Raw genomic sequence first — 13,535 nt, 5'->3', positions numbered from 1 at the left:
AGCGGTTGTGGGAGGTGGGTAAAATATTGCAGCGAGATTCTAGGCAGTTCCCCCCTGCAGGTAAAGCACTTTGTGTTTTTTTCAGCAAAACGTTTTTTTGAGCCGCCGTCCTCACCATAATGTTGCCTCCGTCACAAATGAGCCGCCCCATGTTGACCACACCCAGCCAGCCGTTCACCGTCAGCCACCTCAACCGTACCGTCCGCCTGTTGCTGGAAGATGAAATCGGCCAGGTCTGGTTGACCGGCGAACTGTCCAATCTGGTGCTGCACGGCTCTGGGCACTGGTACTTCAGCCTGAAGGATCCCGGCGCCCAGGTGCGCTGTGCCATGTTCCGTGGCAATAACCGCCGGGTGGCCTTTCGTCCCCAGGACGGCCAACAGGTGCTGGTGCAGGCGAAGCTCTCCTTGTACGAGCCCAGAGGCGACTACCAGCTGGTGGTGGAGAGCATGCGACTGTTTGGCGAGGGGCAGCTGCAGCTGCAGCTGGAGCAGCTCAAGCAGCGCCTGCAGGCCGAGGGGCTGTTTGCCCAGGAGCGTAAGCGGCCCCTGCCCCGGCATCCGCGCCAGATTGGCATCATCACCTCCCCCACCGGCGCCGCCATCCGCGACATGCTGCAGGTGCTGGCCCGCCGGGCACCGGATCTGCCGGTGGTGCTCTATCCCAGTCCGGTACAGGGCGCCGAGGCCGCGCCGCGCCTGCTGCAGGCCCTGGAACAGGCCTGGTCCCGGGCCGAATGTGACGTGCTGCTCATCGGCCGCGGCGGCGGCGCTCTGGAAGATCTCTGGTGCTTCAACGATGAACGCCTGGTACGGGCCATCGCCGCCAGTCCCATCCCCATCGTCAGTGCCGTGGGCCATGAGACGGACGTCAGCCTGGCGGACTTCGCCGCCGACCTGCGCGCCCCCACCCCGTCGGCCGCCGCCGAGCTGGTGAGCCCAGATCTGGGCCACCGCCAGGAGCGCCTCGCCCTGCTGGCCCGCCGTCTGGAGCGCAGCCTTCGTCATCGCCTGGCCCTGCAGCAGCAACCGCTGCAGCTGCTGGCGCGCCGCCTGCAACAGCAGGATCCCCTGCGTCAGTTGCAGCAACGCCAGCAAGGCTGGGATCGCTTGCTGGCGCGGCTAGAGCAGGCCGGTCAACGCCTGCCCCTGCCGGCCGCCCAACGGCTGGAACGGCTACGGCAGCGCCTGCTGGCCGCCAGCCCGGCCCAGGGATTGGCCCACCAGCGGCAGCGACTGGCCCAACTGGAACATGGGCTCGTCCTGGCTGCGCAAACGCAAACCCACCGTTGTGGCCAACGACTGGCCCTGGCGGTCGCCCGCCTGCAGGACTTGAGCCCCCTGGCCATACTGGCCCGAGGCTACGCCCTCACCTATGACAGCCAGGGCACCCTGTTGCATAGCAGTCGGCAGGTGGCAGAGGGGGACGAGGTGGAAACCCGCCTGCATGAGGGACGCCTGCGCCTCAAGGTGCTAAAACGCCTGGCCTGATGCCAGACTCTCTGCGTTGACTCGCAGTAGTGGCCGGTAAAACTGGGTTAGTATGATTCCTTGAATCCGCATAGGGAGGTGCAGATGACCCGCTGGCTTTGCCTGCTACTGTGGCTGTTCAGCGCCTGGACCTCGGCGGCGAACGTCATGGTGATCCATAGCTATCACCCAGGTCATCCCTGGATCCTGGAATACAGTCGTGGCCTGGCGGTCGCCCTGCCCGGCCAGCAGCTCAGCCATGTCTACCTGGACACCAAACGCCTGCCCCCCAGCCAGTTCGCCGCCCAAGGCGACCAGGCTTGGCGCGCCTATCTGCAGCAGAAGCCGGATCTGGTCATTCTCGGTGATGACAACGCCATCGATCTGCTGGCGCTGCGCATCGCCAATCACGGCACCCCTGTGGTGTTTCTCGGCATGAACGACAATCCCCGGCACGTGGGGGTCTATGGTCAGCCCCTCATCACTGGGGTGCTGGAGCGGCCCCTGATGAAACGCAACCTGTTGGAGATGACCCAGATGCTGGGCGATGCCAGCCAGGTCAAGGTGCTATTTGATGCCAGCTCTGTCTCCAGCACCGCCCTGATGGACAATTTTGGCGCCAAGCAAACGGTTACCTTGGGCCGATTGCGGGTGGATCTGGCCCAGACCAACGACTACCAGCAATGGCAACAACAGGTGCTCAAGGCCAAAGAGACCGGTTATCAGGCCCTGTTCATCGGCCTCTATCACACCCTCAAGGACGCCGATGGCCTGCCGGTGGACGCCGAGACGGTGCTGCAGTGGAGCGCCCAGCACAGCCCTGTGCCGCTGTTTGCCTTCTGGGAATTCAGCATCGGTCCCCAAGGTGCCGTGGGGGGCCTGGTGATCCACGGCTACGATCAGGGCATTTTGGCCGGTCAACTGGCCCAGCGCATCCTGAGCGGCACCCCGGCCTCGGCCCTGCCGATCCGCATCGGCGAGCGCGCCAGCTACTGGTTCAGCCGCAGCCAGCTGCAACGCTGGCAGCTGGTCCCCAAGCCCAGAGAAAACAGTCCGCTCAACTGGCGGCCTTGACTCGGTTCCCGTGGCAAAAAAGGCGCCTAACGGCTGTCTTTTCTTTATGACTTAAGCGCCATGCTCAGCCAATAAGCCCTGCAGCCGCAACACCATGTCACGGGAGCCGGCGTAGAAGGGCGTGCGCTGATGCAACGCCTGGGGCGGCAGGTCCAGTATCGGAGTCTGACCGTCCGTCGCCAACCCGCCTGCCTGCTCAATCAGCAGCGCCAACGGATTGCACTCGTACAGCAGCCGCAGCTTGCCCTGGGGGGCATTGCTGCCGGCGGGATAGAGGTAGATGCCGCCCTTGAGCAGGTTACGATGCACGTCCGCCACCAGGGAGCCGATGTAGCGCGCCGTGTAGGGCCGCCCCTCGTCGTTCTCAATGGCCTGACAGTACTTGAGGTACTGCTTCACCCCGGCGGGAAACTTCAGATAGTTGCCCTCGTTGATGGAGTAGATGCGTCCCTGGGTCGGGATCTGCATCTGGGGATGGGACAGGCAGAAACTGCCCAGGGAGGGATCCAGTGTGAAGCCGTTCACCCCACGCCCCGTGCTGTACACCAGCATGGTGGAGGAGCCGTAGATGATGTAACCAGCCGCCACCTGGGCCCGCCCCGACTGCAGAAAATCATCCAGCTGCACCGGCGTGTTCACCGGGGTCAGGCGGCGGTAGATGGAAAAGAGGGTGCCGACCGAGACGTTGACATCGATGTTGGAGGAGCCGTCCAGGGGATCGATCAGCACCACATACTTGGAGTGACGCCCCTGCAAGGGGTCGAAGGCGACGAAGTCCTCCTCCTCCTCCGAGGCCAGGCCACACACCTCCCCCCGGGCCGCCAATGCCAGCTTGAACTGCTCATTGGCATACCAGTCCAGCTTCTGCTGCTCCTCCCCCTGCACGTTGGTCTGCCCCATGGAGCCCAGGATGTGGTGACTCAGCCCCGCCCGGTTGATCTCCCGGTTGACGATCTTGGCCGCCAACTCGATGGAGGAGAGCAAGGAGCTGAGCTCCCCCGTGGCGTGGGGAAAATCCGCCTGCTGACGGATGATAAATTCGCCGACCGTGGTCCCTATCTGCATAGCCTTGCCTCATTGAAAGCGGTTTCTTCACCATAGCGGCATCCACGCAATGACCACAGAAAAATCGATTCAGCAAGTGAGGGAAAGCAGAAAAACCAGACGCCGCTCACAAGGAGCGGCGTCTGCTCGTTAGTGGGTGGCGGCGATGATCGCCCGCACCCGTTCCAGATCCTCGGGGGTATCCACCCCGACCGGCGGCACCGCCTCCGCCAGGGCCACATGGATGCGCTCCCCATGCCAGAGCACCCGCAGCTGCTCCAGCGATTCGATCTGTTCCAGCGGGCTGGCCTCCCAGGCCACATAACGGCCGATGAAGCCGGCGCGATAGGCGTAGATCCCCAGATGGCGGGCATAGAGCTGGCGCCACTGGCGCGGCTGACGGGCGAAGCCGTCCCGATCCCAAGGGATGGGGGCCCGGCTGAAGTACAGGGCATAGCCCTGGGCGTCCATCACCACCTTGACCGCATTGGGATTGAAGATCTCCGCCTCCGACTCGATGGGTACCGCCAGGGTGGCCATGGGTGCCTGGCTGTGGGCCAGGTTATTGGCCACCTGGCTGATGATCGCCGGCGGGATCAGGGGTTCATCCCCCTGCACGTTCACCACTATGGTGTCCTCGGCAAAGCCGTAGCGCTGGCAGACCTCAGCCAGCCGCTCGGTGCCGGAATTGTGCTGGCGGCCGGTGAGACACACCTCCACGCCGGCCAGCTGCACCGCCCGGGCCACCCGCTCATCGTCGGTGGCGACGATCACCTGACTGGCGCCGGCCTGCAGCGCCTGCTCCGCCACCCGCTGGATCATGGGCTTGCCGTGAATGTCCGCCAGAGGTTTGCCTGGCAACCGGGTCGAGTCATACCGCGCCGGTATCACCACCACGAAGCTCATGCCGGCAACTCGTCGCTGGTCAGTTGACGGGCCCGGTTCTCCAGCAACACAGGGATGTCCTCTTCAATGGGATAGGCCAGGCGATCCACCCGGCAGATCAGCTCGGCCTTGGCCTTGTCATAGCTGAGTTTGCCCTTGCAGACCGGGCAGGCGACGATATCGAGCAACTTAGGATCCAGTGCCATGAGAGCGCTCCTTCAAAAAAGTGAGAATAGTGTGGGCCAGGGCGTCAGGCAGCTGGGCCGCCACCGGCAAGTACCACCAGTCGGCCAGGGCGAAGTCCCGGCACTTGACCGCGTCTTTTTCGGTCATCAGCAGGGGCCGCTGACCGAACTGCTCCCGCAGGACCTGGGCATCGAAGGCCTGGTGGTCGGCAAAGGGCACCGCCTGCACCAGCCGGTAGCCCAGCTGGCGCAAGGTGGCAAAGAAGCGCGGCGGATGGCCGATGCCCGCCAGGGCATCCACCTCCCGGGCATCGAGCCCGGTGCTGTCGTCCAGCACGCGCCGGGGCAATGCCGGCTCAAGGGTCATGGCCAGCTCGCCGGGTTGCGGCGTGCCACCGTTACAGATCACCGCCGTCACGGTGGCCAACCGCTCAGGCCCCTCCCGCAGCGGGCCCATGGGCAGCAGGGCGCCATTGCCCAGCCGGCGCTCGCCATCCATCACCACCAGCTCCAGATCCCGCGCTAGAGCGTAGTGCTGCAGGCCGTCATCGCAGAGGATCACATCCACCCCCTGCTGCTCCAGGCAGCGCACGGCCTCGGCCCGCTTGGGGGCCACGGTCACCGGGCAGCCGGTGCGTCGGGCGATGAGCACAGGCTCGTCCCCCGCCTCGGTCGTGGTGGTGGTGGGTGTCAGCAGCAGCGGATAGTGCGCCGCCTGGCCGCCGTAGCCGCGACTCACCACCCCGGGCCGGAAACCGGCCGCCTGCAGCCGCTCCACCAGCCAGATGACCACAGGCGTCTTGCCGTTGCCACCGACGCTCAGGTTCCCCACCACGATCACCGGCAGGGGTGAACGATAGGCCGGCAGCAGACCGCCGCGATACAGGGCCCGACGCAGCCGGCTCACCACACCAAACAGTGCGGCCAGGGGCCACAACAGGTAGCGCCAGGGGCTGGGTCGGAACCAGAAGGTGGGGGTCATTGCCCCGCTCCGTCCTCACGGCCCTGAGTACGGCGCAGGGCGGCGTAGGCGCCCCCCTGGGCCAGCAGGCTGGCGTGATCGCCCCGCTCGACGATGACCCCTTCGTCGATTACCACTATCTCGTCGGCCTGCTCTATGGTGGAGAGGCGGTGGGCGATCACCAGGGTGGTGCGGCTCTGGCTCAGGCGCTCCAGGGCCTCCTGAATGGCCCGCTCGGACTCGGTATCCAGGGCCGAGGTGGCCTCATCCAGCAGCAGTATGGGGGAATCCCGCAACAGGGCCCGGGCGATGGCGATGCGCTGACGCTGACCACCGGAGAGGTTGGCGCCGTTCTCGCCGATCAGGGTGTCGTAACCCGCCGGCATCTTCTCGATAAACTCGTGGGCGTTGGCCAGCCGGGCCGCCGCCTCGATCTGCTCGCGGCTGAACTGCTCCTGCGCCGCGTAGGCGATGTTGTTGGCCACCGTATCATTGAACAGGTGCACCTGTTGCGAAACCAGGGCGAACTGACGGCGCAGATCCGCCAACCGGTAGGCCTCGATGGGTTGACCGTCCAGCAGGATCTGGCCCTGCTGCAGATCGTAGAAGCGGGTCAACAGGCTGGCGATAGTGCTCTTGCCGGAGCCGGAGCGCCCCACCAGGGCCACCGTCTTGCCCGGGGCGATATGCAGGTTGAGCTCCCGCAGCGCCGGGGTCTCCTTGGTAGGATAGGTGAAGGTCACCTGGCGGAACTCGATGTCGCCCCTGGCCCGCTCCAGGCTCAGGCTGCCGGTGTCCTTCTCCCCTTCCATGTCCATCAGGCCAAACAGGCTCTGGCAGGCGGCGATGCCGCGCTGGAACTGGGCGTTGATCTGGGTGAGGTTCTTCAGGGGCTTGAGCAGCATCATCATGGAGGTGACCATGAGGGTGAAGGTGCCGGCGCTCAGGGTCTCCTTGACCCCGTCCAGGGTGGCGACATACAGCAGCACCGCCAAGGCCAGGGAGGCGATGAGCTGCACCACAGGCGAGCCGATGGCATCGGCCACCACCAGCTTCATGTTCTGATGACGCACGTGGTTGCTGACGCCGTCGAAGCGCTGGGCCTCCACCTGCTGGCCGCCGAACATCAGCACCTCCTTGTGACCCCGCAGCATCTGCTCGGTGGCGGTGGTGATGTTGCCCATGGCCTGCTGGATGTGCCGGCTCAGGCGGCGGAAGCGCCGGCTGATGATGGCGATGAGCACCCCCACCAAGGGACCCACCACGAAGAAGATCAGCGACAACTGCCAGGAGTGGTAGAACATCAAGCCCAGCAGGCCGATGACGGTGGCCCCTTCCCGCACCAGGGAGACTAGCGTGCTGCTGGCGGCGGAGGAGACCTGGCCGGCGTCGTAGGTCACCTTGGAGAGCAGGTTGCCGGTGTTGTGGCGGTCGAAGAAGCTCATGGGCATCTGCATCAGGTGGGAGAACACCTGGCGCTGCAGCTTCATCACCACGTGGTTGCCTACCCAGGCCATGAAGTAGTTGGAGAGAAAGTTGCACACCCCCCGCAGAAAGACGATGCCGATGACGAAAAATGGCATCCATTTGAGCACTGCTGGATCCTTGCCGGAGAGGCCATCGTCGATCAGCGGCTGAATGGAGTAGACGAAGGTGGTGTCCACGGCGGCATAGCCCGCCATCCCCAGGATGGCCAACGCCAGGCCGGCTTTGCGCTCCTTCACGTAGCCCAGCAGGCGTTTGAGGATGGCAGCGTCGTCCTGCTCGCTGCGCGGCAGGGAATTGGAATGGTCCATAGATCTCGATGCAGACAGAGTGAAACCGTCATTCTACCGGCAAGGGGCCACGCAACCAAGGGGCAGCCACTGGCTGCCCAGGGGAAACCGCAGATACCAGGGGGCCGAGGCCCGGTAGCCCTCTAGCTGCCAGCCTGCGGCGCCGATGGCCAGGGTGATGGCCCCCGCCTGCCCCGTCACCCATTGCGCCCGCTGGCCGTAACGTGCCAGCACCTCCGGATGGGGAAAGCCCCAGCGGTTTCCCAGGCCGGCGCTGTGCACCACCAGGGCCGGATCCACCGCCGCTATCCAGGCGGGGGTGGAGGAGTAGCGGCTGCCGTGGTGGGGCGACAGCAGGATATCAGCCTTTGGCTGGCCGGCCGCCACCAGACGCCGCTCTAAACTGGCGGTGAGATCCCCGGTCAACAGCACGGCCTGCCGACCATCGCTGATGCGCAGCACGCAGCTGTCCTCGTTGCGCTGACCATCCGTCGCCTGCCAGGGAGACAGCACCTCCAGCGTCAATGCCCCCCAGCGCCAGTGCTGCCCCCGCAGGCAGACTTGGGTGTCTGACGTCCAGCGATGGGAGGAGATGAGCCGTGCCACCGGCAGCGCCGTCCAGATCCGCCGCCAGTTGGCGCTGTGATCCCGGTCGGCATGGCTCACCACCAGGGCATGCAGGCGCCGAATGCCCTGCCAGCGCAGCATGGGCAGGACGGCGGCGTCCGCCAGGTTGAAGCCGCCGGGAAAGGCATCGCCGGTGTCGTAGAGCAGCCCCTCGTCCCCCTGACGCACCAGCACCGACAGCCCCTGCCCTACGTCCACCACGGTCACCTGCCAGGGGGCCCTGGGCTGGCCCCAGTACAAACCGGCCGCCAGGGCGCAGCTCAGCGCCAACCCCCGCCCCTGGGGCCAGCGCCAGGCGAGCCAGGCTGCCAGCAGCAGGCAGGCGATGACCCCCTGTAGCTGACTGAGCCAGACCCAGCCGTTCAGCTGGTCGGTAAGCCAGGTGAGCCTCCCCATCAGCGCCCATAGCAACCAGGCGACACTCTGCAGCCCCAACGCCGCTACATCCGGAAACAGAGGCAACAGCAGGGTGCTGACCAGTGCCAAGGGGATGAGGCACAGGCAAAACAGCGGCACCGCCAGCAGGTTGACCGGCAACGCCAGCCAGGAGAGACCGCCGAAATAGGCCCACTGCCAAGGCAGCAGGCCCACCCCCAGCCCCAGCTGCAGGCGAAACAGCCCGGCCCGAGGCCAAAGAAACAGGAGAACGAAGATGAGCCCCACCGCCGCGATGGACAGCCAGAAACCGGCGCTAAACAGCGCCCAACCATCCAGGCACAAGAGCCCCACCAGGGTCAGCCACCACAGCTGCCAGCGGCCCCAGCGGCGCCGGAGCAGGTGCCCGCCGATCCACAGGCAGAGCATCAGCAAGGCCCGCTGGGTAGGCAGGGAAAAGTGGGCCAGATAGGCATAGCCCAGGGCCAGCAGCGCGCCGCCCAGCCAGGCCCAGCGGGGCGAGTAGCCCGCCCCCAGCCACAGGGGCAGCCGTGCCAGCAGGTAGCCCAGGCCACAAGCCAGACCGATGTGCAGCCCGGAGATGGCCATCAGGTGAATGAGCCCCACCTGACGCAGCTGCTGCCACTGGGTCTGCTCCACCCCATCGCGCTCGCCAAACACCAGGGCCAGCACCAGCCCGGCGGTTGGCACCTCGCCCAGGGCCACGCGCGCCCGGGCCAGCAGACGCTGACGCAGATCCGGCGGGGCCGGCGTGTGGCTCAGCAGTTGCTTGAGGCTGCCCCGGGCCGTGATGCCCTGCCCCAGGGCCTGGCGCAGCCCATCAAACCCCACCGGATTTCCCAGCCCCTGCATGGGCACCAGACGGACCCGGGCACTCAGCCTGTCGCCAGGGCTAAAGCTGGCCGGGGGTGGATACAGCCCCAGTCGAACCTTAGGTGCCAGCCAAAGGCGCTTGGCATCCAGCCGGGAAAGTTCCACAATCAGCTGACCGGTCGGCCCGTCGGCGCGGCTTTCAAGCACGGTGCCGGATATGGTATGTTGCGTCTCGCCTTGGTAAAGCAGTCCCAGCCAGGCCAGCTGCAGGTTAAAAAACAGCACCATCCAGCCCAGTCCCATCAGGGCGGCTGCCATCAGTCTGTCACCTTTAGCCAGGCATACTATCCCCAGCAGCAGTGACGTCAGCCCCCAGACTGGCGCCGGCAGCTGAGGCCACCATCCGCAAGAGACGGCACCCAAGGCAAACAGGGGCAAGACAGTGCCCCGGGTTCCCGCCTTAGACACAGAAGTACATGCGATGCCCAAGAAGTTTCTTAAACGTTGGATGCCGGATCCGGCCAAGATCAGAGAGCAGAAAAACCTGCGCATCTTCAGCAAGTGGCTGGGGGATGGTAACCTCTGGCATCTGAATCGCCGTTCGGCGGCCGGTGCCTTTGCCGTGGGCCTGTTCATGGCGTGGATCCCCGTTCCCTTCCAGATGGCGCTGGCCGCTGGCGCCGCCATCCTGCTGCGGGTCAACCTGCCCCTGTCGGTGGCCCTGGTGTGGCTCACCAACCCGGTGACCATGCCCCCCATGTTCTACTTCGCCTATTATTTTGGTGCCCGGGTGCTGGGCATGCCACCTGTGCAATTTGAGCTGAACCTGAGCTGGGACTGGCTGGTGACCGTGATGGAGACCATCGGCAAGCCCTTCCTGTTGGGCTGTGGCATGCTGGCGGTGATCTGCAGCCTGGTGGGTTACCTGGGCATACAGCTGCTGTGGCGCATCTCGGTACAGCGCCGCTGGGCCCAACGTTTGAAAAAAGACGGCCCGCGCTAAACCAGCCCCCCACAAAACAAACGGCTCCCAAGGGAGCCGTTGTTGTTTCTATCCTGCCTGATGTCAGCGGCTAGCGCCCCAGCTCCCGGGCCGGGGCCAGGCGGCTGGCCCGCCAGGCCGGGTAGAGGGTGGCCAGCAGGCTCATCAGCACCGCCACGGCGCTAACCAGCAGCACATCCGTCAGATGCAGCTGGGACGGCAGGAAGTCGATGAAATAGATATCCGGATTCAAGAAGCGGTGGCCGATCAGCCGCTCCACCAGGGCGATGAGATCGCTCAAGAACAGGGAGAGCAGGCTGCCCGCCAGCGCCCCCGCGATGGCCCCCGCCAGGCCGTTCATCAACCCCTGCACCATGAAGGTCAGCCGGATCTGCCAGTTGCCCGCCCCCATGGTCTTCAAGATGGCGATATCGCCGCGCTTCTCGTTCACCGCCAGCACCAGGGTGGAGACGATGTTGAAACAGGCCACCGCCACCACCATCAGCATCACCACGTACATGACGGTGCGCACCATCTGGATGTCCTGATACAGATAGCCCTGGGAGTTCATCCAGCTACGCACATACAGGCGATAGGGCAAGCGGTTGGCGGCGGCGAAGGTGATGCTCTGGGCCTGCATCAGATCCGACACCTTGAGGCTGAAGCCCTGCACCTTGTCGCCCCAGCCCAGGGCCGCCTGGGCATCCGCCAGGTGCATGAAGCCCAGCATGCCATCCAGCTGACCGCCCAACTCCAGCAGGCCCACCAGGGTGAAGCGCCGCTGCAGCGGCGCCTTCATCGCCAGCTCAGGATCGCTGTTGGGCAGCAACAGGGTCACCCCATCCCCCAGCTTGAGCCCCAGCCGCTTGGCCAGCTGCTGCCCCAGGATGAGGCCATTCTCGCCCGGCTTGAGGGCAGAGAGCCCCGCCCCCGTCATGTAGTGATCGGCGTCGGAGATGGCGGTCTCGGCCTCCGGCAGCACGGCGCGCAGCTGCACCGCCTTCATCTGGTTGCCCTTCTCCAGCATGCCGTTGACCCGGATGAGCGGCGCCACCGCCAGCACCCCCTCGCCCTTTTGCAGCTGCCATTGGGCCTGATGCCAGTCGGCGATGGGCTCGGCCACCGCCTCCACCTCACCATGGGGGATCACCGCCAGTACCCGGGAGCGCAGCTCCTGCTCGAAACCGTTCATGGCCGACAGGCCCATGATGAGGGCCATCACCCCCAGGGCGATGCCCAGCACCGAAGCCACCGAGATGAAGGAGACGAAGCCGCTGCGGGCCCGGGCGCGGCTGTAACGCAGCCCCAGAAACAGCGCCAGAGGCTTGAACATCAGGCCACCTCCGCCACCTGGCCACTGACCAGGGTGATGCGCCGGTGCAGGCGGGCCGCCAGCTCCCGGTCGTGGGTCACCACCACAAACGCCGTGCCCAGCTCGCGGTTAAGCTCGCACATGAGGCCGTAGATGCTCTCGGCGCTCTTGTGATCCAGGTTGCCGGTAGGCTCGTCCGCCAGCACCAGCTTGGGCTCGTTCACCAGCGCCCGGGCGATGGCCACCCGTTGCCGCTCACCGCCGGAGAGTTCCGACGGCTTGTGGCTCAGGCGATGCCCCAGCCCCACCCGTTGCAGCATGGCGGTGGCCCGCGCCTTGGCCTCCGCCACCGAGCAGCCGGCGATGAGCAGGGGCATGGCGGCGTTCTCCAGGGCACTGAACTCCCCCAGCAGATGGTGGAACTGGTAGACAAACCCCAGCTCCCGGTTGCGAAAGCGAGCCTGCTGTTTGGGCTTGAGACTGTGGATATCGGCCTGCTGGAAGAACACCTGGCCAGCGCTGGGGGTATCCAGGGCACCCAGCAGGTGCAGCAGGGTGCTCTTGCCGGAGCCCGAGCTGCCCACCACCGCCAGCATCTCGCCCTCGGCCACCTGCAGGCTGACCTGGTACAGGACCTGGGTATCCAGCTCCCCTTCCCGATAGTGTTTGGACAACTGCTGACAACTGAGCAGGGGGGTCTTATTCATAACGCAATGCCTCGGCAGGTCGAATGGCGGCGGCCCGGTAGGCCGGATACAGGGTGGCCAGGAAGCTGATGAGCAGGCCCCCCAGGCTGATGAGAGCGATCTGGCCCGGCAGCATCACCACCGGCAGCCCCTGACCGCCGGCGGCCATATAGAGATTGAGCCCCAGCAGCGCCAGAGTCTGATTGAGGTAGGCGGCCAGGGCACAGCCCAGTAGGGTGCCAAACAGCCCCCCCATCACGCCGCTCCAGGCGCCCTGGACCATGAAGATCCGCAGCACAGCGCCGGTCTCCAGCCCCATGGTGCGCAAGATGGCCACCTCGCCCTGCTTGTCCAGCACCACCATCACCAGGGCCGACAGTATGTTGAAGGCCGCTACCATGATGATGAGCACCAGCATCAGGGACATGAGGTGCTTCTCCATGGCCACGGCGCGGAACAGCTCGCCCCGCTCCTCCCGCCAGTCATGCAGCACCAGGCCGTCCGGTAGCCGAGCGGGGTTGATTTGCGACACGGCGAAGGCATCATCCAGCCACAGCCGCAGGCCGCTGACCTGATCCGGGCCATAGCGCAGCAGGCGGCGGGCATCCTCCAGGTTGACGAGCGCCACCTGCTCATCCACGTCGGCCCGCACCTCGAAGCTGCCCACCAGGGTGAACAACCGCTGGCTGGGCACCCGGCCCAGGGGGGTGAAGCGGCTGCCCTCGCCGGAGAGCAGCCGCACCTGGTCCCCCGGCAGCAGGGTCAGGCGCCGGGCGATGCCACTGCCGACTATGATGTTGAAGGATCCGGGCGTCAGCCTGGCCAGCTGCTCGGCCCCCAACTGCTGGGCCAGCCGATCCGAGGCCGGAAAGTGGTCAGGATCTATGCCCATCAAGGAGAGCGCCGTCAGCTCTCCCGGGCTCTGGGCCATCACCTCGCCGCGGATGAGCGGCGCCCGGGCCAGCTCATGGGGCTGTTTGGGCAGCGCCGCGGCCAGGGCCTGCCAATGGCTCAGCCGGCCGTCGGGTTCACTCAGCACCGCATGGGGAATGACCCCCAGGATGCGGCCCTTCAACTGCCCCTCGAAGCCGTTCATCACAGAGCTGACGACGATCAGGGCCGCCACGCCGAGGGCGATACCGAAGGTGGAGAACAGGGAGACAAAAGAGGCGAAGCGATCGTCACCGCGGGCGCCGGCATAGCGCAGGCCGATGGCCAGGCTCAGCGGCTGGAAGATGGAGAATTTCACGCCAAACCCAAGCGTTGCTATTAAAGAGGGATAGCGGATAATAAATGCAAAGATGTTGTGCCAACAAGGGGATGGCC

General features: G+C 65.6%; 12 protein-coding genes. 3 read left to right on the top strand and 9 right to left on the bottom strand.

The window, feature by feature from the left end; all coding sequences use genetic code 11:
- The first annotated feature begins 149 nt into the window (after window positions 1-149).
- The gene (gene xseA, locus ABHF91_RS06085) at window positions 150-1,490 is read left to right on the top strand and encodes an exodeoxyribonuclease VII large subunit (protein ID WP_409422572.1); all 1,341 of its coding nucleotides are present in this window, start codon (window positions 150-152) and stop codon (window positions 1,488-1,490) included.
- A gap of 84 nt (window positions 1,491-1,574) precedes the next feature.
- On the top strand, window positions 1,575-2,543 hold the full coding sequence (locus ABHF91_RS06080) for an ABC transporter substrate-binding protein (protein WP_409422571.1): 969 nt from the start codon (window positions 1,575-1,577) through the stop codon (window positions 2,541-2,543).
- A 51-nt stretch (window positions 2,544-2,594) separates the two neighbouring features.
- Here ABHF91_RS06080 and fbp read toward each other — a convergent pair whose 3' ends face one another.
- The 6 genes from fbp to ABHF91_RS06050 all read right to left on the bottom strand — a co-directional run bounded on the left by fbp (window position 2,595) and on the right by ABHF91_RS06050 (window position 9,781).
- Complete coding sequence (gene fbp, locus ABHF91_RS06075) at window positions 2,595-3,608, bottom strand: class 1 fructose-bisphosphatase (RefSeq protein ID WP_409422570.1); 1,014 nt, start codon at window positions 3,606-3,608, stop codon at window positions 2,595-2,597.
- Window positions 3,609-3,737: 129 nt separating this feature from the next.
- Window positions 3,738-4,493 carry a 3-deoxy-manno-octulosonate cytidylyltransferase gene (gene kdsB, locus ABHF91_RS06070; RefSeq protein WP_409422569.1) on the bottom strand — a complete coding sequence of 252 codons (756 nt, stop codon included), beginning with the start codon at window positions 4,491-4,493 and terminating at the stop codon, window positions 3,738-3,740.
- A complete protein-coding gene (locus ABHF91_RS06065; protein WP_409422568.1) occupies window positions 4,490-4,678 on the bottom strand; it encodes a Trm112 family protein in 189 nt (62 codons plus the stop codon). Before ABHF91_RS06065 ends, kdsB begins: the two co-directional genes overlap by 4 nt.
- A complete protein-coding gene (lpxK, locus tag ABHF91_RS06060) occupies window positions 4,662-5,639 on the bottom strand; it encodes a tetraacyldisaccharide 4'-kinase (protein ID WP_409422567.1) in 978 nt (325 codons plus the stop codon). Before lpxK ends, ABHF91_RS06065 begins: the two co-directional genes overlap by 17 nt.
- Window positions 5,636-7,414, bottom strand: coding sequence for a lipid A ABC transporter ATP-binding protein/permease MsbA (msbA, locus tag ABHF91_RS06055; RefSeq protein ID WP_409422566.1), 1,779 nt, complete (start codon window positions 7,412-7,414; stop codon window positions 5,636-5,638). Before msbA ends, lpxK begins: the two co-directional genes overlap by 4 nt.
- Before the next feature lie 33 nt (window positions 7,415-7,447).
- Window positions 7,448-9,781, bottom strand: coding sequence for a DNA internalization-related competence protein ComEC/Rec2 (locus ABHF91_RS06050; protein WP_409422565.1), 2,334 nt, complete (start codon window positions 9,779-9,781; stop codon window positions 7,448-7,450).
- On the opposite strand from ABHF91_RS06050, the gene ABHF91_RS06045 reads away from it, so the two are divergent.
- Entirely contained in the window at window positions 9,711-10,232 is a 522-nt protein-coding gene (locus ABHF91_RS06045) for a DUF2062 domain-containing protein (protein WP_409422564.1), read from the top strand. The two genes, ABHF91_RS06050 and ABHF91_RS06045, sit on opposite strands and share 71 nt — an antisense overlap.
- Before the next feature lie 70 nt (window positions 10,233-10,302).
- Here ABHF91_RS06045 and lolE read toward each other — a convergent pair whose 3' ends face one another.
- From lolE to ABHF91_RS06030, 3 genes are read right to left on the bottom strand one after another with little or no spacing between them, the layout of a single operon-like run.
- Complete coding sequence (lolE, locus tag ABHF91_RS06040; protein ID WP_409422563.1) at window positions 10,303-11,544, bottom strand: lipoprotein-releasing ABC transporter permease subunit LolE; 1,242 nt, start codon at window positions 11,542-11,544, stop codon at window positions 10,303-10,305.
- Window positions 11,544-12,230, bottom strand: a complete 687-nt coding sequence (gene lolD / locus ABHF91_RS06035; protein WP_409422562.1) for a lipoprotein-releasing ABC transporter ATP-binding protein LolD — start codon at window positions 12,228-12,230, stop codon at window positions 11,544-11,546. Before lolD ends, lolE begins: the two co-directional genes overlap by 1 nt.
- Entirely contained in the window at window positions 12,223-13,458 is a 1,236-nt protein-coding gene (locus tag ABHF91_RS06030) for a lipoprotein-releasing ABC transporter permease subunit (RefSeq protein WP_409422561.1), read from the bottom strand. Before ABHF91_RS06030 ends, lolD begins: the two co-directional genes overlap by 8 nt.
- Window positions 13,459-13,535 lie beyond the last annotated feature (77 nt).

This window comes from Pseudaeromonas aegiceratis, assembly GCF_046254905.1.
GTDB classification, from domain to species: Bacteria; Pseudomonadota; Gammaproteobacteria; order Enterobacterales; family Aeromonadaceae; genus Pseudaeromonas; species Pseudaeromonas aegiceratis.
The sequence above is the reverse complement of the archived record's forward strand: the minus strand, read 5'-3'. Positions and strand labels throughout refer to the sequence as shown.

Bases quoted from the DNA above. Each gene is read 5' to 3' on its own strand.
- ABHF91_RS06050 (WP_409422565.1), bottom strand. From the start codon at position 9,781: ATGCGCAGGTTTTTCTGCTCTCTGATCTTGGCCGGATCCGGCATCCAA.
- xseA (WP_409422572.1), top strand. From the start codon at position 150: ATGTTGACCACACCCAGCCAGCCGTTCACCGTCAGCCACCTCAACCGT.
- lolD (WP_409422562.1), bottom strand. From the start codon at position 12,230: ATGAATAAGACCCCCCTGCTCAGTTGTCAGCAGTTGTCCAAACACTAT.
- msbA (WP_409422566.1), bottom strand. From the start codon at position 7,414: ATGGACCATTCCAATTCCCTGCCGCGCAGCGAGCAGGACGACGCTGCC.
- ABHF91_RS06045 (WP_409422564.1), top strand. From the start codon at position 9,711: ATGCCCAAGAAGTTTCTTAAACGTTGGATGCCGGATCCGGCCAAGATC.
- lpxK (WP_409422567.1), bottom strand. From the start codon at position 5,639: ATGACCCCCACCTTCTGGTTCCGACCCAGCCCCTGGCGCTACCTGTTG.
- ABHF91_RS06065 (WP_409422568.1), bottom strand. From the start codon at position 4,678: ATGGCACTGGATCCTAAGTTGCTCGATATCGTCGCCTGCCCGGTCTGC.
- kdsB (WP_409422569.1), bottom strand. From the start codon at position 4,493: ATGAGCTTCGTGGTGGTGATACCGGCGCGGTATGACTCGACCCGGTTG.
- lolE (WP_409422563.1), bottom strand. From the start codon at position 11,544: ATGTTCAAGCCTCTGGCGCTGTTTCTGGGGCTGCGTTACAGCCGCGCC.
- ABHF91_RS06080 (WP_409422571.1), top strand. From the start codon at position 1,575: ATGACCCGCTGGCTTTGCCTGCTACTGTGGCTGTTCAGCGCCTGGACC.
- fbp (WP_409422570.1), bottom strand. From the start codon at position 3,608: ATGCAGATAGGGACCACGGTCGGCGAATTTATCATCCGTCAGCAGGCG.